Annotated in this window: 20 protein-coding genes; 17 read left to right on the top strand and 3 right to left on the bottom strand. The window is 65.0% G+C overall.

Annotated elements, in window-relative coordinates; all coding sequences use genetic code 11:
• Nucleotides 1-678: a response regulator gene (locus CVM73_RS04225; RefSeq protein ID WP_100230728.1), complete on the bottom strand. Its 678-nt coding sequence runs from the start codon at nt 676-678 to the stop codon at nt 1-3.
• A gap of 185 nt (nt 679-863) precedes the next feature.
• Between CVM73_RS04225 and CVM73_RS04220 the strand changes: the two genes are divergently transcribed.
• The 5 genes from CVM73_RS04220 (at nt 864) to CVM73_RS04200 (ending at nt 9,025) form a co-directional block, all read left to right on the top strand.
• The gene (locus CVM73_RS04220) at nt 864-1,190 is read left to right on the top strand and encodes an NIPSNAP family protein (RefSeq protein ID WP_100230727.1); all 327 of its coding nucleotides are present in this window, start codon (nt 864-866) and stop codon (nt 1,188-1,190) included.
• A 117-nt stretch (nt 1,191-1,307) separates the two neighbouring features.
• Entirely contained in the window at nt 1,308-2,156 is an 849-nt protein-coding gene (gene kdsA, locus CVM73_RS04215; RefSeq protein WP_100230726.1) for a 3-deoxy-8-phosphooctulonate synthase, read from the top strand.
• Complete coding sequence (locus CVM73_RS04210; protein WP_100230725.1) at nt 2,156-3,361, top strand: MFS transporter; 1,206 nt, start codon at nt 2,156-2,158, stop codon at nt 3,359-3,361. Before kdsA ends, CVM73_RS04210 begins: the two co-directional genes overlap by 1 nt.
• Before the next feature lie 108 nt (nt 3,362-3,469).
• Nucleotides 3,470-5,344 carry a glutaminase A gene (gene glsA / locus CVM73_RS04205; RefSeq protein WP_100230724.1) on the top strand — a complete coding sequence of 625 codons (1,875 nt, stop codon included), beginning with the start codon at nt 3,470-3,472 and terminating at the stop codon, nt 5,342-5,344.
• Between the two features lie 276 nt (nt 5,345-5,620).
• Complete coding sequence (locus CVM73_RS04200; protein ID WP_245452207.1) at nt 5,621-9,025, top strand: autotransporter domain-containing protein; 3,405 nt, start codon at nt 5,621-5,623, stop codon at nt 9,023-9,025.
• Between the two features lie 18 nt (nt 9,026-9,043).
• Here CVM73_RS04200 and queF read toward each other — a convergent pair whose 3' ends face one another.
• Nucleotides 9,044-9,496: a preQ(1) synthase gene (gene queF / locus CVM73_RS04195; RefSeq protein WP_100230722.1), complete on the bottom strand. Its 453-nt coding sequence runs from the start codon at nt 9,494-9,496 to the stop codon at nt 9,044-9,046.
• A 47-nt stretch (nt 9,497-9,543) separates the two neighbouring features.
• The gene (locus tag CVM73_RS04190) at nt 9,544-10,521 is read right to left on the bottom strand and encodes a Vgb family protein (protein WP_100230721.1); all 978 of its coding nucleotides are present in this window, start codon (nt 10,519-10,521) and stop codon (nt 9,544-9,546) included.
• Nucleotides 10,522-10,695: 174 nt separating this feature from the next.
• On the opposite strand from CVM73_RS04190, the gene eno reads away from it, so the two are divergent.
• The 12 genes from eno to CVM73_RS04130 all read left to right on the top strand — a co-directional run bounded on the left by eno (nt 10,696) and on the right by CVM73_RS04130 (nt 22,311).
• On the top strand, nt 10,696-11,979 hold the full coding sequence (gene eno, locus CVM73_RS04185; protein ID WP_100230720.1) for a phosphopyruvate hydratase: 1,284 nt from the start codon (nt 10,696-10,698) through the stop codon (nt 11,977-11,979).
• Nucleotides 11,980-12,024: 45 nt separating this feature from the next.
• On the top strand, nt 12,025-13,158 hold the full coding sequence (locus CVM73_RS04180; RefSeq protein WP_100230719.1) for a zinc-binding dehydrogenase: 1,134 nt from the start codon (nt 12,025-12,027) through the stop codon (nt 13,156-13,158).
• A 119-nt stretch (nt 13,159-13,277) separates the two neighbouring features.
• Nucleotides 13,278-14,276: an MBL fold metallo-hydrolase gene (locus CVM73_RS04175; RefSeq protein ID WP_100230718.1), complete on the top strand. Its 999-nt coding sequence runs from the start codon at nt 13,278-13,280 to the stop codon at nt 14,274-14,276.
• Between the two features lie 213 nt (nt 14,277-14,489).
• On the top strand, nt 14,490-15,041 hold the full coding sequence (locus CVM73_RS04170) for an NADPH-dependent FMN reductase (RefSeq protein WP_100230717.1): 552 nt from the start codon (nt 14,490-14,492) through the stop codon (nt 15,039-15,041).
• Between the two features lie 171 nt (nt 15,042-15,212).
• Nucleotides 15,213-15,530: an FtsB family cell division protein gene (locus tag CVM73_RS04165; RefSeq protein WP_100230716.1), complete on the top strand. Its 318-nt coding sequence runs from the start codon at nt 15,213-15,215 to the stop codon at nt 15,528-15,530.
• A 216-nt stretch (nt 15,531-15,746) separates the two neighbouring features.
• The gene (locus tag CVM73_RS04160; RefSeq protein WP_167406610.1) at nt 15,747-16,706 is read left to right on the top strand and encodes a helix-turn-helix domain-containing protein; all 960 of its coding nucleotides are present in this window, start codon (nt 15,747-15,749) and stop codon (nt 16,704-16,706) included.
• Between the two features lie 329 nt (nt 16,707-17,035).
• Complete coding sequence (adh, locus tag CVM73_RS04155) at nt 17,036-18,553, top strand: aldehyde dehydrogenase (RefSeq protein ID WP_100230714.1); 1,518 nt, start codon at nt 17,036-17,038, stop codon at nt 18,551-18,553.
• Nucleotides 18,554-18,619: 66 nt separating this feature from the next.
• A complete protein-coding gene (locus tag CVM73_RS04150; protein ID WP_100230713.1) occupies nt 18,620-18,964 on the top strand; it encodes a DUF779 domain-containing protein in 345 nt (114 codons plus the stop codon).
• Nucleotides 18,965-19,115: 151 nt separating this feature from the next.
• Nucleotides 19,116-20,138, top strand: a complete 1,023-nt coding sequence (gene pdhA / locus CVM73_RS04145) for a pyruvate dehydrogenase (acetyl-transferring) E1 component subunit alpha (protein WP_100230712.1) — start codon at nt 19,116-19,118, stop codon at nt 20,136-20,138.
• A 29-nt stretch (nt 20,139-20,167) separates the two neighbouring features.
• The gene (locus tag CVM73_RS04140) at nt 20,168-21,550 is read left to right on the top strand and encodes a pyruvate dehydrogenase complex E1 component subunit beta (protein ID WP_100230711.1); all 1,383 of its coding nucleotides are present in this window, start codon (nt 20,168-20,170) and stop codon (nt 21,548-21,550) included.
• A 3-nt stretch (nt 21,551-21,553) separates the two neighbouring features.
• The gene (locus tag CVM73_RS04135) at nt 21,554-21,856 is read left to right on the top strand and encodes a DUF5076 domain-containing protein (RefSeq protein WP_008547332.1); all 303 of its coding nucleotides are present in this window, start codon (nt 21,554-21,556) and stop codon (nt 21,854-21,856) included.
• A 2-nt stretch (nt 21,857-21,858) separates the two neighbouring features.
• Nucleotides 21,859-22,311 carry a nucleoside deaminase gene (locus CVM73_RS04130; RefSeq protein ID WP_100230710.1) on the top strand — a complete coding sequence of 151 codons (453 nt, stop codon included), beginning with the start codon at nt 21,859-21,861 and terminating at the stop codon, nt 22,309-22,311.
• Nucleotides 22,312-22,340: the final 29 nt, after the last annotated feature.

The following is a 22,340-nucleotide window of genomic DNA, read 5'->3' as shown; positions in this document are numbered from 1 at the left end:
TCAGGCTGGCAGCTTCTTGAGAAGATAGCCGACGCCGCGAATGCCGTGGATCTCGATACCCGCGTCGGCTTCCGCGAGCTTTCGCCTGAGACGCGAGACATGCGTGTCGAGCGCGTTGGACTGGATCTCGTCGTCGAAATTGTAGACCGCCTCTTCCAGGGCCGAGCGCAGCACGGTCCGGCCCATGCGGCGGACCAGGGCTTCGAGCACAAGGAGCTCGCGGCGCGGCAGCTCGAACGGCTGGCCGTCGATGCTGGCTTCGCGATGACTGAGGTCGAAGGCGAGGCGGCCGGCGCGGATGATTTCGGGGGAGAGGCCGGCGGGCCGCCGCAGCACGGCGCGCAGCCGCGCCAGCAGCTCCTCGACCGCGAACGGTTTTGCCAGATAGTCGTCGGCGCCGCCGTCGAGCCCGGCGATGCGGTCGGCGAGCTCGCCGCGCGCAGTCAGGACGATGATCGGCACGCCGTCGGCGCGCGCGCGGAGCTTTGGGATCAAGGCGAGGCCATCGCCGTCAGGAAGCTGGCGGTCGAGCAGGACCGCGGCATGGACGTCGGCGGAGATGGCTTCCTCCGCCTCGGCGAGCGTCGGGGCGTGGTCCACCACCATGTCGTAGCGCTTCAGCGCCGAAGCCAGCGCACCGGCCATTTCCGCTTCATCCTCGACGAGCAAAATCCGCATGTAAGGGCACCTGAACCGCAACTGAGCCCTTCTAGCGGCCCGATCATTGCGGCAGCATTGCGGGAGTCTGGCAGCCCCGGAAGCTTAAGCCATGCGCAGAACGCCACAGGGGCGAGCGAGCGGCGCTCAAGACACCGTCCTGGCCAGCCGTTATAACCGCCGCGCCTGTCCAGGGAGGAACACGAATGATTTACGAAATGCGTCAGTATCGTTGCGTGCCCGGCCGCCTGCCGGCCTTGCTCAAGCGGTTCGAGACCGCCACGCTCAAGATCTGGGAGAAGCACGGCATCAAGCAGGCCGGGTTCTTCACGACGCTGATAGGCGAATCCAACCAGGAGCTGACCTATTTCCTCGCCTGGGACTCGCTCGCCGAGCGCGAGAAGAAGTGGGGCGCGTTCACGACCGATCCGGACTGGCACGAGGCGCGGGCGAAGTCGGAGGCCGATGGCCAGATCGTTGCCAACATCGTCAGCCAGATTCTGGCGCCGACCGCCTTCTCGGCGGTGAAGTAGCGGGGCGGGCACCGGGCAGGGAACCCTGGCGCAACCCTGATATTCGAACACCCGGGTGAAATAGGGTTGATCCGACCCTCATGGCGGCTATGGTCGCGCCGAAACGAGGGATTTGCCTTGAGCTCTTCGACGTCAGCGGCGCCGGTCGTCACCATCGGCAGCGTCAAATTCGGCAATGATCTGCCGATCTCGATCATTGCCGGGCCGTGCCAGCTCGAGAGCCGCCAGCATGCGCTGGAGGTCGCGTCCGCGCTGAAGGAGATCGCGGCGCGGCTGCACATCGGCCTCGTCTACAAGACCTCGTTCGACAAGGCCAACCGCACCAGCGCATCCGCGGCGCGCGGGCTGGGCCTGGCGCAGTCGCTGCCGATCTTCGCGGAGATCCGATCCTCGCTCGGCCTGCCGGTGCTGACCGACGTGCACGAGGCCACGCAATGCGCCGAGGTGGCGCAGGCCGTGGACGTCTTGCAGATACCCGCCTTCCTATGCCGGCAGACCGATCTGCTTCTTGCTGCGGCCGCGACCGGCAAGGTCGTCAACGTCAAGAAGGGCCAGTTCCTGGCACCCTGGGACATGGCCAACGTCGTGACCAAGATCACCAGCACTGGCAATCCCAACGTGCTCGTCACCGAGCGCGGCGCCTCCTTCGGCTACAACACGCTCGTCTCCGACATGCGCGCATTGCCGATCCTGGCGCGCACCACCGGCGCGCCCGTGATCTTCGACGCCACCCATTCGGTGCAGCAGCCGGGCGGGAAGGGGACCTCGTCGGGCGGCGAGCGCGAATTCGTGCCGGTGCTCGCCCGCGCGGCCGTCGCCGTTGGCGTTGCCGGCGTCTTCATCGAGACCCATCCCGATCCCGATCGCGCGCCCTCCGACGGCCCCAACATGGTGCCGCTGCGCGAGTTCGAGGGGCTGATCCGCAGGCTGATGGCGTTCGACACGCTGGCAAAGAATCCGCGCTGATGCAGCAAGGCGAGGCGCGGCCGCACGATCACGGCTTGCCGGCAGCGCTCTACGTCATATCAGGCGCAAGCTTCGCCGCGGCTCTGTCGGCGCGCGCGCTCGATCCGGTGCTGCCGCACGTCGCCGAGGATTTCGGCGTCAGCATCGCCACCGCCGCCGGCTTTGCCGCGGTGTTCGCCTTCACCTTCTCGATCATCCAGCCGATTATCGGCGCCGCCGCCGACCTGTTCGGCAAGACGCGGCTGATGATCGGCTGCCTCGCGCTGCTCGGCCTCGCCAACATCCTCGGTGCGCTCTCGAGCTCGTTCTCGTTGCTGTTCGTGACTCGCATTCTGGCTGGTATCGGCTCCGGAGGCGTGTTTCCGGTGGCGCTCAGCCTCACCAGCGATCTCGTCGGGCCCGAGAAACGCCAGGTTGCGATCAGCCGCACGCTTGCAGGCGCCATGACCGGAAATCTGCTGGGCGCCTCGGCCTCCGGCCTGATCGGCGATTTCCTCGGCTGGCGCGGCGTGCTCGCGGTGCTCGGTGCGCTCGTGATCGTCGCTTCGATCGCCGTTGCGGCCGGCTTCCACGGCGCCAGGGTCAAGCATCCGCCGAAGACGAGCCTGTCGGCGCTGAAGGCCGGCTATCGCACCATCTTCACCAATCCGAACGCCTATGTCTGCTACTCGGCCGTGTTCATCGAGGGCTGCTGCGTGCTCGGCCTGTTTCCCTACATCGCCTCGTTCCTGTTCGAGCTTGGGCAGACCTCGCTGTCGATCGCCGGCATCGTCATCGCGGGCTTTGCGGTGGGTGGCCTGTTCTACACGCTGACGGTGTCGCGCATGCTGCCACGGCTCGGCGTCAAGGGCATGATGATCGCAGGCATGACGCTGGTCGCCTCGCAGCTCGTCGCGGTCGCCTTCGGCCCGCGCTGGGAGATCCAGGCGCTCAACCTCATCGTGATGGGCTGGGGTTTCTACATGGCCCATGGCTGCCTGCAAGTGTTTGCCAGCGAGCTCTCGGTCGAGGCGCGTGCCACCGCGATGTCGCTGCATTCGTTCTTCTTCTTCATGGGGCAGACGGTGGGGCCGCTCGCCTACGGCTTTGGCCTCCAGCATGGCGGCAAGCTGCCGACACTGCTTGTGAGCGCTGCGATCATGGTGGTGCTGGGGCTCGTCTGCGCCCGGCTGCTCAAGCCGCGTGCACCGGCGGATGCGCGCTGACGTGCATTCGGTGACTTCAGCGGGCGTTGCGCCCCACCACGACACCATCGGCCCGGTATACATGGCACATGAATTGCTTCGATTCTGGGCAAATCGAGGTGTGAGACCGTGGACGTCCAGACCAGTCATTCGGCCGGCGCAGCCGGTACGGCCCATTCGACCGGATATCTCACCAAGCCGCCGCTGCGGCGTTTCCTGGCCGATTGCCACGCCGAATTCCGGCTCGACAATTCCGGCGAGCTTGCCGACTACATTCCCGAACTGAAGCGCGTCAACCCCGATCATTTCGGCATCGCGCTCGTCACCATCGACGGTCATGTCTACGAGGTCGGCGACAGCGCCGTGCCGTTCACGATCCAGTCGGTGTCAAAGGCCTTCGTCTTCGCGCTGGCGCTGGAGATGGTCGGCGAGGCGCGCGTCGCAGCCACCATCGGCGTCGAGCCGAGCGGCGAGGCGTTCAACTCGATCCGGCTCACCAACGACAACCGTCCCTTCAACCCGATGGTCAATGCCGGCGCGATCGCCTGCTCGGGCCTGATCTATGGGGTGGACGGGAAGGGCGCTTTCGAGCGCGTCCGCACCAAGCTCGGCGAGTTCGCCGGACGCGAGCTCGGGGTGGACGAGGCCGTGCACGCCTCGGAGACCGCGACCGGCAATCGCAACCGCGCCATTGCCTGGCTGCTGCGGAATTACGCGGTGCTACCCGACGACGTCGACGCCGTGCTCGACGTCTATTTCCGCCAATGCGCGATCCTGGTCACCGCGCGCGACCTCGCGGTGATGGCGGCAACGCTCGCCAATCGCGGCATCAATCCGGTGACGGGCGTGCAGGTGATCACGCCGCATATCGTCGCGCGCACGCTATCGGTGATGACGAGCTCGGGCATGTACGACTATGCCGGCGAGTGGACCTATCGCGTTGGCATCCCCGCCAAGAGCGGGGTCGGCGGCGGCATCGTCGCGGCGCTGCCCTCGCAACTCGGACTCGGCACCTTCTCGCCGCTGCTCGACAGCCACTTCAACAGCGTGCGCGGCCTGAAGGTCTGCGAGGCGCTGTCGGCACGGTTCGACCTGCACATGCTCAATCGCAACGCCGATGTTCGCACCAGTATCATGGCGGATTACGATGTCTACGGCATCTCTTCGCGCCGTAGCCGTCAACCCCATGAGCAGCAGATTCTCGACGAGCGCCATCGCGACATCCGCGTGCTCGAGCTGGTCGGCGCAATGAATTTCGGCACGATCGACTACGTCACGCGGAGGCTCACCAGTGAGCCGCCGAACGCGCCGCTCCTGATCATCGATTTCCGTCGCGTCCCCGACGTCACCGCGGCCGGCGCGGAGCTTCTGGGCGAAACGCTGACCGCTCTTGGCAATGCCGGCGTCACCGCCATTCTATCCGGTTTCGAGGAGGCGTCCGCGGTGTGGACCGCGATCGCCGCGCGCACGGCCGATCCGCGCCGGCTGCGGCGCTTCGCGCTGCTCGACGATGCCATCGAATGGGCCGAGGACCAGGTGATCTACCGCTTCGGCGGCTTCACCGACGTGAAGGAGAATGCGCATCTCCACGAGCAGGCGCTGCTCGCCGAGCTCGACGCCGAGGAGATCGCTGCCATCGTTGAGCTGTCGACCACGCGACACTACGCGGCCGGCCGGCGCATCATTGCGGCCGGCGAGCCCGCCAGCTCGCTGTTCTTTCTCCAGAGCGGCATGGTGAGCGTGAAGCTGCCGAGCGGCGTGCGCCTCGCCTCGCTTGGCCCGGGCATGGAGTTCGGCGAGATGGCGATCCTGGAGCAAAGCCGCAGCGCCGATGTCTTCGCCGACACGCCCGTCACTTGCCTCGAACTGCCGCTCGACAGTTTTGCCGACTACCGCCGCCTGCACCCGGAAACGTCCCTGAAGATCATGCGCAACCTCGCCGCGATTCTGGCGCGACGGCTGGTGCTGGCGAACACGAAAGTCGATCTGCTGAGCGCGTATTAGGGGCTGGGCGCATCGACGCGCCCCACGGCTGACCGAAATTCCAGTCAGATCTCCCCGGGTGCCTGGTAAATATGCAACCCTCTGTTGCCCTACAATCACACCGCAGAGGAAATCGCCGGCTCATCCGGCGACGAACCCGATCATCGATGGTTCGCCGGTGGCGAAGCAGCTAGATATTTCCCGTTTGAAATAACTGGCAATCAAGGGCAGCGCAGGGCCCCAGCGGAATTTTCAATGATCCGGGCGGACGGGGTTGGGCCCACGCGTGGGGCGCTCTTGAGCAGGGCTTTTCTGGCCGGCACAGCTCTTGCGACAGTTCTGTTGTTGCCGTCCCTGGCGCGAGCGCAGGTCTGGCAGGATGGCGGCGTCGCCAACGGCAATTACAACGAGCCGACCAATTGGTCGACAAACACCGTCCCCGACACCGCCGGCGAAACCGCGACCTTTTCCGGCACGGGCACGGCGGCCGTCACGGTTACCCTTGGCCCCATCTCACCCCAGTCCTGGACTTTCGATGCTGCGTCCCAGGGCTACACGATAACCGGTCAGGCGGTGAATTTCGTCAGCGGCATCACCAACAATGCCGTCGGCGTCGGTACTTTCATCTCGATCAGCAACAACATGACGGGCACGACGATCTCGCAGGCGGGGTCCAGCCGGTTGACGCTGTCCGGCACCAATTCGTTCACCACCACCAGCGTTACAGCCGGGACCTTCGTCAACACCGGCACTCTGACGACGTCGCTGACCGTCAGTGCGATCGCGAGCAATCAAGGTACCCTGATCGGCGACATCACGACCACCAGCGGCTTCTCCAACACCCCGTCCGGCATCATCTCTGCGACGACGATCGCCAACAATGGTGGCACGTTCGGCAATAATGGCTCGATCACGACGACCGGCGGCACGACCAATGCCGCGGGCGCTACCTTCAACACGACGGGCACGGTCAACGGCGGGCTGACGAATTCGGGCACGGCCAACGCGAGGGGCGGGTTCAATGACGGCATCACCAATCAAGGCAGCGGCGTCTTCGCGCTGATCAACGACCTCACCACCAACGGTGCGGTGACCAACAACGCGACGTCGAGCCTGGCCGTGCAGTTCGGCAGCTTCACCGGCATTACGACGCTTACGAACAATTCGACCTCGGCCACCGCGGTCCAGGTCTCGACCGGCCGGACGCTGAGCGCGACCAGCATCGTCAACAACGCCGGCACGTTCACCAACGGCGGTACGGTGACGACGACTGCCGGGACGACGAACGCGGCCGGCGGCACCTTCACGACCACTGGAACGGTCAATGGCGGACTGACGAATTCCGGCACGGCGAACGCAGCCGGCACGATCAACGGGAACGTCGATCATCAAAGCGGTACTTTCACGGTGACCGGTGCGCTCACCGTCAACGGGACCCTGACGACCGGTGCAATATCCGACCTTTTTGTCTCAGGCGGCGATCTCACCGTAACGACGCTGATCAACCAGTCCAGTGCGATGATTCACGCCACCTGGGTCGACGCCGGCCGGACGGTCAATGCGACGACCGTGACCAACGACGGCAATCTTGGAGTCACGGGAACGCTGAATGCGACAAACACCATCAGCAACGCCATCGGCGCCAATATCGTCGTCGATCCCACCGGGACGATCAATGGATCGATCAACGCCGCCGGCGGATACACGCAGCTCTATGGGACGATCAACGGCAACGTGACACTGTCCGGCAGTCTCGCTTCGATGAACACCTATGGCGGCAGCGTCACGGGGCGGGTGGACATGACGGCTGCCGGCGCGAATGTCTACTCGACCTCCGGCGGCGCGACCTACGGGTCACTCGCCGGCGTGGCGGGCACCCAGCTGAATACGGGCGCGTTCGCCGCGACGGTCGGGGGCGACAATTCGACGTCTCTGTTCGCCGGATCTATCATTGGCACGGGTAGCTTCGTGAAGACCGGTTCCGGCGCCCTGATCCTCTCGGGCAATAGCGGCACCTACACCGGGAGCACCATCGTCAACGCTGGTGCCCTGGTTGTCGATGGGTCGCTTGCGTCGTCAGCCCTCACCACCGTGAACGCGAATGGCACGCTGGCCGGCAGCGGCACGGTGGGCGCCACCCAAGTCAACGCGGGCGGAGCATTGACGCCGGGTGGCATTACGCCGGGAACGTCCATGACCCTGGCCAGCCTCGCGATGCAATCGGGGGCGACGTATTATGTCTACGCGAATCCCGCGACCTCGACATTTGCCAACGTGACCGGCAATGCCACCCTTGGCGGTGCCAGCGTCGTCGCGTTCTTTGCAGCCGGTTCCTACGTTGCCAAGCAGTACACGATCCTGAATGCCGGCAGCATCACCGGTACATTCGATCCGACGGTCTCCAATTCGGGCCTGCCGTCCGGCTTCCACACCAGCCTGAGCTATGACACCATCGGGGGGCATGCCTATCTGAATCTGGCGCTGGATTTCGTGCCACCGTCCGGCAACCTCAACGGTAACCAGCAGAACGTCGGCAACGCGATCATCAACTACTTCAACAGCAACGGCACGATCCCGATCGCGTTCGGCGGCCTGACGCCCACCGGTCTGACCCAGCTCTCCGGCGAGGTCGGCAGCGCGCCGCAGCAGGCGACCTTCAACGCCATGAACCAGTTCATGGGCGTGATGACGGATCCGTTCATCGCGGGGCGCGGCGAGCCGATCAGCACCGACGGCGCACCGAACGCTTATGCCGACGAGAGCCTGGCTTATGCGGCAAAGAACGCCGGTCGCAGCAAGAGCGAGCGCGATGCCTATGCCGCGATCTACACCAAGGCGCCGGTTGCGCCCTCGTTCGCGCAGCGGTGGAGCGTCTGGGCAGCGGCGTTCGGCGGGGCGCAGCAAACCGACGGAAACACCACCATCGGTTCGAACACCACCACCAGCAGCCTCTATAGCACCGCTGTCGGCGCGGATTATCGCATCTCGCGCGATACCCTGGTCGGCTTCGCGCTTGCCGGCGGCGGCACCAACTTCACCGTGGCGAATGCACTCGGCGGCGGCCGCTCCGACCTGTTCCAGGCCGGCGCCTTCTTCCGGCACATCATCGGGCCTGCCTACATCACCGGCGCGCTGGCCTATGGCTGGCAGGACATCACCACCGATCGCACGGTGACAGTTGCCGGCGTCGATCGCCTGCGCGCCGAGTTCAATGCCAACACCTATTCCGGCCGGCTCGAAGGCGGCTATCGCTTCGTCACGCAGGGCGTCGGTCTCACGCCTTATGCCGCCGCGCAGTTCACGACGTTCGATCTGCCGGCCTACGCCGAGCAGGCCATCGTCGGCAGCAACCAGTTTGCGCTGGCCTACAATGCGAAGAGCGTCACCGACACCCGCACCGAGCTCGGCTTGCGCACCGACAAGGCCTTCGCTCAGGCCGACGGCATCGTCACGCTGCGCGGACGGCTTGCCTGGGCGCATGATTTCAGTCCGGACCGCGCCGTCGGGGCCACATTCCAGACGCTGCCCGGCGCGAGCTTCGTCGTGAACGGCGCGGCGATGGCCGCGGATGCCGCGCTGGTGACGGGATCGGTTGAGAAAAAGTGGCTGAACGGCTGGTCGGCCGCCGGCACGTTCGAGGGCGAATTCTCCGGTGTCACGCGCTCCTACGCAGGCAAGGGCGTGGTGCGGTACGCGTGGTGAACCGGATATGTGTAGGACCTAGCCGCGCCCCCGATAGGGCGCGACGCCCTGTTCTGGCACCCACAGTCCCTTGGGCACGCGGCCGGTCTGCCAGAACACGTCGATCGGGATGCCGCCGCGCGGATACCAGTAGCCGCCGATGCGCAGCCATTTCGGCTTGATCTCGGAAGCGATGCGCTTGCCGATCATCACTGTGCAGTCCTCGTGGAAGGCGCCGTGGTTGCGGAAGCTCGCGATGTAGAGCTTGAGGGATTTCGATTCCAGCAGCCACGCACCCGGCGCGTAGTCGATCATCAGATGGGCGAAATCCGGCTGGCCCGTGACCGGGCAGAGCGAGGTGAATTCCGGCACGGTGAAGCGCACCAGGTAATCGGTGCCCTTTTGCGGATTGGGCACGCGGTCGAGCTGGGCTTCTTCCGGTGTGTGCGGCCACTCGACCGCGCGGCCGAGCTGGAGGGATTTCTTCGCCATCGTGACGTCCTTTCAAGACGTCGGGATGGACGCAATTTTTGCCGTCGTCAACCAGCGGCCATCGTCTGAATCAGCACAATGCGGTCGTTGCCGGACTCGCAGCCCCACAGCTCGCCCGGCCTGCCGTCGAGCTGGCGCACAGCGGCATTGGCCTTGTCGCTCGCGAAGACGTTGAACCGCTCGGTCATGGGATCGAAGCGGACGATGGCGTTCGCAGAGAAATCGCTCAGCCAGACCTTGTCCTTGTCGTCGACGAAGACGGCGTAGGCGCGGGGGCGTTCGCCCGGGAGCTTCCAGGTCTTCCAGGAGCCGTCGGCGGGATCGTGCACCGAGACGTGGCCGCTGTTCCATTCGCTGACCCAGATCCGGCTCTTTGAATCCGACCAGACCCGTCGCGAGCCCGCGCCCGGCGTCGGCGGCTCGACCACGCCGGCGTTGCCCGTCGCGCGGTCAATCTTCGCGATGTAGCTGCCAGAGAGCGAGGCGTACCAGACATCGCCCTTGGGCGTGACCGTGATGCCGTAGGGGCCGACGCCCTTGGGCGCCTTGAAGACGTTCATCTCGCCGGTCTTCGGCGTGAGCCGGCCGTAATAGCCGGACTGGCCGGTGAACCAATAGGTGCCGTCCTTGTCGAACACGCCGGTGTTGAGATTGGCGGAGGCAAACTTTTCCGGCAGGCGGAACAGCGTCACCTTGAGATCGCCGGGATCGACCCGCGCGATCGCGTTCTGGCCGCCCTCGGTGATCCAGGGCGCGCCGTCGGGGCCGACAGTCACGCCGTGTGGGGCAGCGCCCTGGCCGAGGCTGACCGTCTTGAAAGTGCCGTTCTTCGGATCGAGCCTGCCGAGCAGGCCCTTGCCCTGTGCCGTGAACCAAATCGCGCCATCAGGGGCGGGCGTGAGATCGTGCAGGCCGATGCCGGCGCTGATCGGGAAATATTTTGTCCGGAACGGGCCTTCCTGGGCAAAACTTGGGCGGACCGCCAACAGGGCGGCGCTGGAGGCAAGAAACTGGCGGCGATTCATGGCGTTACCCCGACTGTTTGAGATTGAGGTTGGACGCGCAGATCCGGTGCCGTCGAGCATAGTCTGAGGCGCTTCACGCGTCAGTCGAAGCGGCTCGTCCAAGCGTTCACATTTGCTTGCGGCCCGTGTAAGACCCGCGGCACCGATCAGCCCTAACGAACGGAAGTGCACATCATGACCGCCATCATCGACATCATCGGCCGCGAAATTCTCGATAGCCGGGGCAATCCCACCGTCGAGGTCGATGTCGTGCTGGAGGACGGCGCGCTCGGCCGCGCCGCGGTGCCGTCCGGCGCCTCCACCGGCGCCCATGAGGCCGTGGAACTGCGTGACGGCGACAAGGCCCGCTATCTCGGCAAGGGCGTCTCCAAGGCGGTCGGCGCCGTCAACGGCGAGATCTTCGAAGCCCTGAGCGGCCTCGATGTCGAGCAGCAGGCCCAGATCGACCAGATCATGATCGACCTCGACGGCACCCCGAACAAGAGCCGGCTGGGCGCCAACGCCATCCTCGGCGTCTCGCTGGCCTGCGCCAAGGCGGCCGCGAACTCGCTCGACATGCCGCTCTATCGTTACGTCGGCGGCACCTCCGCGCGCCTGCTGCCGGTGCCGATGATGAACATCATCAATGGCGGCGTGCACGCCGACAACCCGATCGACTTCCAGGAATTCATGATCCTGCCCGTCGGCGCGTCCTCCTTTGCCGAAGGCCTGCGCTACGGCGCGGAGGTGTTCCATACGCTGAAGTCCGAATTGAAGAAGGCCGGTCACAACACCAATGTCGGCGACGAGGGCGGCTTCGCCCCGAACCTGCCGTCGGCCGACGCCGCGCTCGAATTCGTGATGAACGCGATCGGCAAGGCCGGCTTCAAGGCGGGCACCGACATCATGCTCGGCCTCGACTGTGCCTCGACCGAGTTCTTCAAGGACGGCAAATACGTCTATGAAGGCGAGGGCAAGACCCGCTCGATCTCCGAGCAGGCGAAGTATCTTGCAGACTTGGTCGCGCGCTATCCGATCGTGACGATCGAGGACGGCATGTCGGAAGACGACATGGATGGCTGGAAGGAGCTCACCGACCTCATCGGCAAGAAGTGCCAGCTGGTCGGTGACGACCTGTTCGTCACCAACGTCAAGCGCCTCGCCGAAGGCATCAAGACCGGCCGCGCCAACTCGATCCTGATCAAGGTCAACCAGATCGGCACGCTGACCGAGACGCTCGCCGCCGTCGAGATGGCGCACAAGGCCGGTTACACCTCGGTGATGTCGCACCGCTCGGGCGAGACCGAGGATTCCACCATCGCTGACCTCGCGGTGGCCACGAACTGCGGTCAGATCAAGACCGGCTCCCTTGCGCGGTCCGATCGCACCGCCAAATACAACCAGCTCCTGCGCATCGAGCAGCAACTCGGCAAGCAGGCGCTCTATGGTGGCAAGGCGGCATTGAAGGCGCTGGCATAAGCCGGCGCCTCGGCCGGCAAAAAAGATGGACAGGGGAGGATCGAGATGAGCGACGGCAAGTCGGGACTGGAATTGCGTTCGCTGCTGAAGAAGAGCGGCGAGCTGGAATTGTCTCTCGTGAACGTCCCGACGCCGGAGCCGGCCGATGATGAGGTCGTGGTTCGCGTCGAGGCCACCCCGATCAACCCATCCGACCTTGGTCTTCTGATCGGGGCCGCCGACATGTCGGCCGCCAAGGCCTCCGGCACCAAGGAGATGCCGGTCATCACCGCCAAGATGCCGGAAGCGGCGATGCGGATGATGGCGGCGAGGTTCGATCAGTCGCTGCCGGTCGGCAACGAGGGCGCCGGCACGGTGATCCGGACCGGCTCGTCGGATGCTGCGAAAGCGCTGATGGGCAAGACGGTGTCGATGATCGGCGGCGCGATGTACACGCAGCACCGTGTGCTCAAGGTCCGCGACGTCATGGAGCTGCCGGCGGGCACCACGGCCGCGGACGGTGCGTCCTGGTTCGTCAATCCGCTGACCGCGCTCGGCATGACCGAGACGATGCGTCGGGAGAACCACAAGGCGCTCGTGCATACGGCCGCCGCTTCCAATCTCGGCCAGATGCTCAACAAGATCTGCATCAAGGACGGCATCGGCCTCGTCAACATCGTGCGCAGCAAGGAGCAGGCCGACATCCTGCACAAGATCGGCGCCAAGCACGTCGTGGATTCCAGCGCGCCGAGCTTCATGGACGATCTCACCAACGCACTGGTCGAGACCGGCGCCACCATCGCCTTCGACGCCATCGGCGGCGGCAAGCTGGCGAGCCAGATTCTGACCGCGATGGAAATTGCAGCCAACAAGACCGCGAAGGAATACAGCCGCTACGGCTCCAACGTGTACAAGCAGATCTATATCTACGGCAGCCTCGACAATCGGCCGACCGAATTGAGCCGCTCGTTCGGTCTGACCTGGGGAGTCGGTGGCTGGCTGCTGACGCCGTTCCTCCAGAAGATCGGTCCGGCCGAGATCGGTCGCCTGCGCCAGCGCGTGGCGTCCGAGCTCAAGACCACCTTCGCCAGTCACTACACCAAGGTGGTGTCGCTGGCCGAGGCGCTCGATCCCGCCAACATCGCCGTGTACGCCAAACGTGCCACCGGCGAAAAATTCCTCATCAACCCAAATAAATAATCATGATGTGTGACGGCACGTCACCGAAAGAAGGACTTGCCTTCTGAGCGAAGCGGGGGATTATTCCCGCCGCCGTTGTAAGCGGAAAAACCGTAGGGCGCTCAGAAGGGGACCTCTCCATGACTGATCTCAATCGCCGTCATTTGCTCACAGGCGCCGCCGCCTTCAGTGCGGCTGCCGTAGCCGGCTTTCGGCCGACCACGGCCAATGCCTCGGTGCCGCCGACAGGCACGCAGGCGCCGGGCTTCTACCGCTACAAGGTTGGCAGCTTCGAGTGCACCTCGATCAATGACGGCGCGCGCACCTTCCCGATGCCGGACAAGTTCGTCGCCAACATTCCGAAGGACGAGGCGCTGGCGGCGGGCGAGGCGGCGTACATGCCGAAGGGCATGGTCACGGTGCCGTTCAATCCGCAGCTCATCAACACCGGCTCCAAGCTCGTGCTGATCGATACCGGCAACGGCGTCGCCAATCTCGAGCCGAGCAAGGGCGCCGTCGGCCGCACGCTGCAAAACCTTGCCGCCGCCGGCGTCGACGCGAAGAGCATCGACGTCGTGCTGCTGTCGCATCTGCACCCCGACCACACCAACGGCATCCGTCTCGCCGACGGCGCACTGACCTTCCCGAATGCGGAGATCATGGTGCCGGGCAAGGACTGGGAGTTCTGGACCAGCGAGGACAACGCCGCCAAGGCCGAGTCCAACCCGATGATGAAGAACTACTTCGCCAACGTGAAGAAGACCTTCGCCGGCCTCGAGTCCAAGGTGACCAAGTACGAATGGGGCAAGGAGGTCGCGCCCGGCATCACCTCGATCGCGACGCCGGGTCACACGCCGGGACACACCTCGTTCGCGGTCGCATCTGGCGATGCCAAGGTGCTGATCCAGTCCGACGTCACCAACATCCCGGAATTCTTCCTGCGCAATCCGGACTGGCACGTGATGTTCGACAACGATGCCGCGATGGCGCAGGCGACGCGCCACAAGTTCTACGACATGGCGGCGGCGGAGAAGGCGACCGTGATCGGCTTCCACTTCGCCTTCCCCTCGGTCGGCCATGTCGAGAAGGACGGCGCCAAATATCGCCTGATCCCGTCGGCTTGGAATCCGACGATCTGATCGGGGTTGCAGAGTTGCCGAAAACATCAGGCCGCCGCTTGGCGGCCTGATTGTTTTGGGACGGTCAATGTCGGCCGACGACATGCGACACGACGGGCTGCATTTGCGAAACGCAGCGTTTCCAAATCGAGCCAGTTCATGCACTTGCATCTATTGGTCTGGATAGCTTAAGTGCCTTGGCGGCATTTCCGCTCAAGCCCTCAAGGACAATCCATGGCCTACAACATCGTCACCATCGCCGGCAGCCTGCGCAAGGACGGCTTCTCGCTCAAGATCGCCAATGCGCTCGCCAAGCTCGCGCCCGGCTCGCTCAAGCTCGAAGTGATCACGCCGGCGGGCATCTCGTTCTTCAACCAGGACCTCGAGGGCGCGCCGCCCGCGGACTGGCTCGCCTTCCGCGAGAAGCTGCAGAGGTCGAACGGCGTCCTGTTCGTCACGCCCGAATATAACCGCTCGATCCCGGGCGCCCTCAAGAACGCCATCGACGTCGCCTCGCGGCCCTATGGCAAGAGCTCGTTCCTCGGCAAGCCGGTCGGCATCATCTCCAACTCGCCGGGTCCGCTCGGCGGCGTCAGCGCGGCCAAGCATCTGCAGACCATCCTGCCTGGCATTTCCGGTCCGATCCTTCAGCAGCCGGAAATCTATCTCAACGGCGTCGGCGACGCCTTCGATGCGGACGGCAGCCTGACCAAGGACTCCCTCAAGACCGTGCTGCAGCAGTACATCGACGCCTTCGCCGCGCATGTGGCGAAGAATCAGGGGTAAGGTCGAAGCCAAGGCTGCTCAACTCTCCGTCATGCCCGGGCTTGTCCCGGGCAGCTACGTTCTTCGTTATCGCAGGCAAAGCACTTGGATGGCCGGGACAAGCCCGGCCATGGCGCGCGCAGGGCAGGGGCAATTAGCACTCCCTTAACCAACCTGTCCCATCTTCCCAGGATGGTCTCCCGCGCCCGCCTGAAATCGATCCTGACTGGCCTTGCCCTCTACGCGATGGCGGCGGTGATCGTCGGCTATTTCGGCGTCAACGCCTATACCGGCAAGTACGGCCTCAATGCCCGCCAGGAGCTCGACCAGGAGATCATCGCGCTGACCAGCGAGCTGGCCCAGCTCAAGCGTGAGCGCGCCAGGAGCGAACAGCGGGTGTCGCTGCTGCGGACGTCGAGGATCGACCCCGACATGCTGGACGAGCGGGCGCGCTACCAGCTCGACTATGTCAATCCGCGCGATCTCGTTCGGATGATCCCGGCGAACTAGCGTTTTCCGCAAGCCTCGAAACCGGCAAGCGAAAGCCGCTGCCGAATTCCGACCACTGTGCGCTTTCTCCTGCGAAGGTCGTAAGCCCGGAACCCGCCGGTTGCCTTGACGGCAGCGCCGCGGCGGGGTCATGGCTTCTGTGGCGCTCGCCGAAGTTGACGCAGATCAAGCGGGCGGCACCGGCACGCTCTAGCCTGTCTTCCGGAGGAAACAGTGGTGAATGGGTCAATGCCCCGGCATCACGCGGCCCGCGTTGAGGCCGCCATCGCGTCTGGCCAGGCGGCTCGGTCCGCGCTCGTGGCCTCGTGGCGCCGTTCCTCGCGATTGCATCATCTCGATCCCGGCGGCCACACCGCGCCGATGCGGCTGACCGAAGCCGAGCTGCACCAGGCGCGCGAGCGCATCGCGCCGTTTCTGGCCGCCGCGCAAGGCGCGATGGACCGGCTTTATCAGGCCGTCGGCGCCGCGGGCTGCTGCGTGCTACTCGCCGACCGCGATGGCGTGCCGGTCGATCGCCGCGGCACGGTGGCCGACGACGCGACGTTTCAGTCCTGGGGCCTGTGGACCGGTGCGCTCTGGAGCGAGGAGCATGAGGGCACCAACGGCATCGGCACCTGCCTCGTCGAGCAGCGTCCGCTGACGATCGATCGCGACCAGCATTTCTTTGCCCGCAATACGCTTCTGAGCTGCACCGCCGTTCCGATCTACGACCATGAGGCGGCGCTCGCGGGCGTGCTCGACGTCTCCTCCTGCCGCGCCGACCGCACCGACGCGTTCGCCAGCCTGATCGCGCTCGCGGCAGGCGAGGCGGCCAAGCGGATCGAGGCCGACCTGTTTCGAAAGGCTTTTGCCCATACCCGTATCGTGCTGACGCAAGCTGCGGACGGAAGTTGCGGCGGCCTCGTTGCGGTCGATGCGGACGACCTCGTGATCGGCGCCACCCGCTCCGCCCGGGTGGCGCTCGGAATCGCGCCCGGCCGGGCCTTGCAGCCGGTGCCTGCCGCCGACCTTCTCGGCGGCGATACCGCGCGCGATCATCTTGTCGACGGCCAGCGCGCGGTGTTGCAGCGTGCGCTGCTGCGCGCCGGCGGCAATGTCTCCGCGGCCGCCAAGGCCCTCGGTGTCAGCCGCGCCACGCTGCACAGGAAGCTGAAGCGGTTCGAGCTGAACCACTGAGCTGCGCTGCTTAATCGAAACTCCGATCTCGTGCCCCGGACGCAGCGCAGCGCGTCGCTCCTGCGACGTGGTGCGCTGCCGAGCCGGGGCCCATGTCGCCGCATTCTTCAGTGCCGCCTGGGTCCCGGCTCTGCGCAGCAACGCGAAGAGCGTTGCGGCGCGTCCGGGACATGATGGTGATGCCTCGTCCGCGACTGTCGCAGAACTGCGACAGGTCGGCCCCGCCATCGCTTCCCGCCGGGCTGACAGAAAACACCTCCCGCGACATCGTCGGCGCAAGTCGCGACCAGGCGACGAATTGCGCAAACAGCAAACATCGGGAGTGATCAATGAACAAGGTGGAATTCCTCAATCTCACGAAGAATCCCTTCGCCGCGAGCTACGACAATTTCATCGGCGGCACATGGGTGGCCCCGCGTTCCGGCAAGTACTTCGACAACGTCTCGCCGGTGACCGGCCAGGCCGTCTGCAAGATCGCGCGCTCCGACGCACAGGACGTCGAGGCCGCGCTCGATGCGGCGCATGCGGCCAAGGGCGCCTGGGGGCGGACCAGCGTCGTGGAACGCGCGATCATCCTCAACAAGATCGCCGATCGCATGGAAGAGAACCTCGAGCGGCTCGCGATCGCCGAGACTTGGGACAACGGCAAGCCGATCCGCGAGACCCGCGCTGCCGACCTGCCGCTGGCGATCGACCACTTCCGCTATTTCGCCGGCGTCGTGCGCGGCCAGGAAGGCACGATCGGCGAGATCGATGATGACCCCGTCGCCTACCACTTCCACGAGCCGCTCGGCGTCGTCGGTCAGATCATCCCCTGGAACTTCCCGCTGCTGATGGCCTGCTGGAAGCTCGCGCCCGCCCTCGCTGCCGGCAACTGCGTGGTGCTCAAGCCGGCCGAACAGACACCTGCATCGATCCTGGTCTGGGCCGATATCATCGGTGACCTCCTGCCGCCCGGGGTCCTCAACATCGTCAACGGCTTCGGCCTCGAAGCCGGCAAGCCGCTGGCGTCGAGCCCGCGCATCGCCAAGATCGCCTTCACTGGCGAGACCACGACGGGCCGGCTGATCATGCAGTACGCCAGCCAGAACCTCATCCCCGTCACGCTCGAGCTCGGCGGCAAGTCGCCGAACATCTTCTTCAAGGACGTGATGGCCGAGGATGACGATTTCTTCGACAAGGCGATCGAAGGCTTCGTGATGTTTGCTCTCAACCAGGGCGAGGTCTGCACCTGTCCGAGCCGGGCGCTGATCCATGAGTCGATCTACGAGCGTTTCATGGAGCGAGCGCTCAAGCGCGTTGCCGCCATCATCCAGGGCGACCCGCGCGATGCCGCGACCATGATCGGCGCCCAGGCCTCCAGCGAGCAGTTGGAGAAAATTCTTTCCTACATCGACATCGGCAAGCAAGAAGGTGCCAAGATCCTGGCCGGCGGCGCGCGTGCGAACCTCTCCGGCGATCTCGCCGGCGGCTTTTACGTCCAGCCCACCGTGTTCCACGGTCACAACAAGATGCGGATCTTCCAGGAGGAGATCTTCGGACCGGTCGTGTCGGTCACGACCTTCAAGACCGACGAAGAAGCGCTGTCGATCGCCAACGACACGCTCTACGGTCTCGGGGCCGGCATCTGGAGCCGCGACGCCAACCGCTGCTACCGCTTCGGCCGCGCCATCCAGGCGGGCCGGGTCTGGACCAACTGCTACCACGCCTATCCCGCGCACGCGGCGTTCGGCGGCTACAAGCAGTCGGGCATCGGACGAGAGACCCACAAGATGATGCTCGATCACTATCAGCAGACCAAGAACCTCCTGGTCAGCTATAGCCCGAAGAAGCTCGGCTTCTTCTGATCGGGTAGCAGGGCGGCGCAGTCCATTCTCCCATTGCGCCGCCCGCGTACTGACGGGGCACGGCTCATGCACGACAAGGTCAGCGCCACGGACGCAGCACTCGAGCTCCTGGCCGAGATCTGTGCGGATCACGGCCCCGTCCTATTTCATCAGTCCGGCGGTTGCTGCGACGGCTCGTCGCCGATGTGCTATCCGGCCGGCGAGTTCGTCATCGGCGAGACCGACGTACTGCTTGGTCAGATCGGCGGCATGCCGGTCTATATCAGTGGCCCGCAATTTGAGGTCTGGAAGCACACCGACCTCATCATTGATGTCGTTGCCGGGCGCGGCGGAATGTTCTCATTAGACAACGGACGGGAAAGGAGGTTCTTGACCCGGTCCCGAATCTGTTCGTGCGGCGGCGGCGCATAGATTTGTTGCCCGATCAGCGCCAAAGATTGTCCAATATTTCGATCACGTTGCAGTGCGGCATAATGAAAGTCGTGCCATGCCGCCGCGGTGCTTTCGCACGCGATTGACTTGGGTTAGAGAGGGCGAAAGTTTTCTCTGACCCGGAATTCCTATGGCCGCACCCAAGAAAGCCGCCGCAAGCACCCCACAGGACAAGACCGACGGCGGTTCGCCCCCGGAATTTACCAGGGAGCAGGAGCTCAAGGCGCTCCGTGACATGCTCCTGATCCGGCGGTTCGAGGAAAAGGCCGGCCAGCTCTACGGCATGGGCGCGATCGGCGGCTTCTGCCATCTCTATATCGGCCAGGAAGCCGTGGTGGTCGGCATGCAGATGGCCCTGAAGGAGGGCGATCAGGTCATCACCGGCTATCGCGATCACGGTCACATGCTCGCCACCGGCATGGACGCCAACGGCGTCATGGCGGAGCTCACGGGCCGCCGCGGCGGCTATTCCAAGGGCAAGGGCGGCTCCATGCACATGTTCAGCAAGGAGAAGCACTTCTACGGCGGCCACGGCATCGTCGGCGCCCAGGTCTCGCTCGGCACCGGCCTCGCCTTCGCCAATCACTATCGCGGTAACGGCAATGTCAGCGTCACCTATTTCGGCGACGGCGCGGCCAACCAGGGCCAGGTCTACGAGAGCTTCAACATGGCGGAGCTCTGGAAGCTGCCGGTGATCTTCGTGATCGAGAACAACCGCTACGCCATGGGTACCTCGGTCTCGCGCGCCTCGGCGCAGCAGGATTTCTCCAAGCGCGGCGCGTCCTTCAACATCCCCGGCAAGCAGGTCGACGGCATGGACGTCCGCGCCGTCAAGGCCGCGGGCGAGGAGGCGGCGGCCTGGTGCCGCGCCGGCAAGGGTCCCTACATCCTGGAGATGCAGACCTACCGTTACCGCGGTCACTCGATGTCCGACCCTGCAAAATATCGCACGCGCGAGGAGGTCGAGAAGGTCCGCCACGACCAAGATCCGATCGAGCAGGTGCGCAACCGCCTGCTCGCGGCGAAGGTCAGCGAGCAGGATCTGAAGGCGATCGACGCCGAGGTGCGCGACATCGTCAATGCCTCCGCCGATTTCGCCCAGCATGATCCCGAGCCGGACGTCGCCGAGCTCTGGACCGACGTTTACCGCTGAACGCGCGCAAGCTTTCTTTTGGAGAAGATATGCCAATTCAAGTGCTGATGCCCGCGTTGTCGCCCACGATGGAGAAGGGCAACCTCGCCAAATGGCTGAAGAAAGAGGGCGAGACGATCAAGTCCGGCGACGTCATCGCCGAGATCGAGACCGACAAGGCGACGATGGAGGTCGAGGCGACCGATGAGGGGACGCTCGGCAAGATCCTGATCCCCGAGGGCACCGCCGACGTCGCGGTGAATACGCCGATCGCCACGATTCTCGCTGACGGCGAGAGCGCGGCCGACCTCGCGAAAGCTCCTGCTCCGGCCGCGAAGGCTGCGGAGTCGGCGCCGCCCGCCGCAGCAAAGGCCGAGGCGCCTGCGCCGAAGGCTGCGCCTGCCCCGCAGGCCGTTGCCGAACCTGATCCCGAAGTGCCTGCCGGCACCGAGATGGTGACGCAGACCATCCGCGAAGCGCTTCGCGACGCCATGGCCGAAGAGATGCGCCGCGACGCCGATGTGTTCGTGATGGGTGAAGAGGTCGCTGAGTATCAGGGCGCCTACAAGGTCACCCAGGGCCTGCTCCAGGAATTCGGCGCCAAGCGCGTCATCGACACCCCGATCACCGAGCACGGCTTCGCCGGCGTCGGCGTCGGCGCCGCGATGACGGGCCTCAAGCCCATCGTCGAGTTCATGACCTTCAACTTCGCCATGCAGGCGATCGACCAGATCATCAACTCCGCCGCCAAGACGCTCTACATGTCCGGCGGCCAGATGGGCTGCTCGATCGTGTTCCGCGGGCCCAACGGTGCGGCCGCGCGCGTCGCCGCCCAGCACAGCCAGGATTACTCGGCCTGGTACTCGCATATTCCGGGCCTCAAGGTGGTTGCGCCGTATTCGGCGGCTGATGCCAAGGGTCTTTTGAAGGCCGCGATCCGCGATCCCAATCCGGTGATCTTCCTCGAGAACGAGGTGCTCTACGGCCACACCGGCGAAGTGCCCAAGCTCGACGATTTCATCATTCCGATCGGCAAGGCCCGCATCGTGCGCTCTGGCAGCCATGTCACGATCGTCTCCTGGTCGAACGGCATGACCTACGCGCTGAAGGCGGCCGACGAGCTTGCCAAGGACGGCATCGAGGCCGAGGTGATCGACCTGCGCACGCTGCGGCCGATGGACACCGAGACCATCATCAACTCGGTCAAGAAGACCGGCCGCGCCGTCACGGTGGAAGAGGGCTGGGCGCAGAGCGGCGTCGGCGCCGAGATCGCCGCGCGCATCATGGAGAACGCCTTCGATTATCTGGACGCGCCGGTTGTGCGCGTCTCCGGCAAGGACGTGCCGATGCCCTATGCCGCCAACCTGGAGAAGCTCGCGCTGCCCTCGGCGGCAGAAGTCGTCGAGGCCGCCAAAGCCGTCTGCTACAGGTAGATCATGGCGGGCCCGAAGGAGCAGCCACTGCCGCCCGACGTCATGACCCGCGACGACGCGGTCGAGATCCTGCGCGTGTTCGTGCTGGACGGTGGGCTGTCGATGGCGTTCCAGCGCGCCTTCGAGGAGCCCGACATGTGGGGCCTCCTGCTCGTCGATCTCGCCCGCCACGCCGCGCGCGCCTATGCGCGCGAGAGCGAATACACCGAGGAGGACGCGCTGAACCGGATCCTCGACATGTTCCAGGCTGAGATCGAGCGTCCCACCGACACAGGTACCACGACGCCGCGCGGCAAGGGGCACTGACCATGGCGATCGAATCCTATCACTTCGATTTCATGCTCGAGGCGATCCGCGAGGCGGAAACCTCGATCGCGCAGGGCGGCCTGCCGATCGGTGCGGTGCTGACGCGCAACAACAAGATCATCGCCCGCGGCCACAACAACCGCGTGCAGGAGAACAACGTGATCCTGCACGGCGAGATGAGCTGCCTGCGCGAGGCCGGCGCGATCAAATTCCACGACACCGTCATGTACACCACGCTGTCGCCATGCTCGATGTGCGCCGGCGCGCTCGCGCTGTTCAAGGTCAAGCTGGTGGTGATCGGCGAATCCGTCACCTTCGAGGGCTCCAAGGACATCCTCGACAAGTTCGGCATCCCCTGGATCGACCTTGCCGACGACCGCTCCATCACCATGATGAAGAATTGGCGTTCCATCCCAGCCAATGAGCGCCTGTGGCAGGGCGACATCGGCAACTAAACCTGGTCTGTTCGTCTTCGGCTGTCGAA

It is taken from the genome of Bradyrhizobium forestalis (assembly GCF_002795245.1).
GTDB classification, from domain to species: Bacteria; Pseudomonadota; Alphaproteobacteria; order Rhizobiales; family Xanthobacteraceae; genus Bradyrhizobium; species Bradyrhizobium forestalis.
The sequence above is the reverse complement of the archived record's forward strand: the minus strand, read 5'-3'. Positions and strand labels throughout refer to the sequence as shown.

Excerpts from the sequence above, each read along its gene's own strand:
- CVM73_RS04150 (WP_100230713.1), top strand. The coding sequence starts at position 18,620 with ATGCACGACAAGGTCAGCGCCACGGACGCAGCACTCGAGCTCCTGGCC.
- CVM73_RS04170 (WP_100230717.1), top strand. The coding sequence starts at position 14,490 with ATGGCCTACAACATCGTCACCATCGCCGGCAGCCTGCGCAAGGACGGC.
- adh (WP_100230714.1), top strand. The coding sequence starts at position 17,036 with ATGAACAAGGTGGAATTCCTCAATCTCACGAAGAATCCCTTCGCCGCG.
- pdhA (WP_100230712.1), top strand. The coding sequence starts at position 19,116 with ATGGCCGCACCCAAGAAAGCCGCCGCAAGCACCCCACAGGACAAGACC.
- CVM73_RS04220 (WP_100230727.1), top strand. The coding sequence starts at position 864 with ATGATTTACGAAATGCGTCAGTATCGTTGCGTGCCCGGCCGCCTGCCG.
- CVM73_RS04225 (WP_100230728.1), bottom strand. The coding sequence starts at position 678 with ATGCGGATTTTGCTCGTCGAGGATGAAGCGGAAATGGCCGGTGCGCTG.
- CVM73_RS04175 (WP_100230718.1), top strand. The coding sequence starts at position 13,278 with ATGACTGATCTCAATCGCCGTCATTTGCTCACAGGCGCCGCCGCCTTC.
- CVM73_RS04210 (WP_100230725.1), top strand. The coding sequence starts at position 2,156 with ATGCAGCAAGGCGAGGCGCGGCCGCACGATCACGGCTTGCCGGCAGCG.
- CVM73_RS04165 (WP_100230716.1), top strand. The coding sequence starts at position 15,213 with ATGGTCTCCCGCGCCCGCCTGAAATCGATCCTGACTGGCCTTGCCCTC.
- CVM73_RS04135 (WP_008547332.1), top strand. The coding sequence starts at position 21,554 with ATGGCGGGCCCGAAGGAGCAGCCACTGCCGCCCGACGTCATGACCCGC.
- eno (WP_100230720.1), top strand. The coding sequence starts at position 10,696 with ATGACCGCCATCATCGACATCATCGGCCGCGAAATTCTCGATAGCCGG.
- CVM73_RS04130 (WP_100230710.1), top strand. The coding sequence starts at position 21,859 with ATGGCGATCGAATCCTATCACTTCGATTTCATGCTCGAGGCGATCCGC.
- CVM73_RS04140 (WP_100230711.1), top strand. The coding sequence starts at position 20,168 with ATGCCAATTCAAGTGCTGATGCCCGCGTTGTCGCCCACGATGGAGAAG.
- queF (WP_100230722.1), bottom strand. The coding sequence starts at position 9,496 with ATGGCGAAGAAATCCCTCCAGCTCGGCCGCGCGGTCGAGTGGCCGCAC.
- CVM73_RS04180 (WP_100230719.1), top strand. The coding sequence starts at position 12,025 with ATGAGCGACGGCAAGTCGGGACTGGAATTGCGTTCGCTGCTGAAGAAG.
- CVM73_RS04190 (WP_100230721.1), bottom strand. The coding sequence starts at position 10,521 with ATGAATCGCCGCCAGTTTCTTGCCTCCAGCGCCGCCCTGTTGGCGGTC.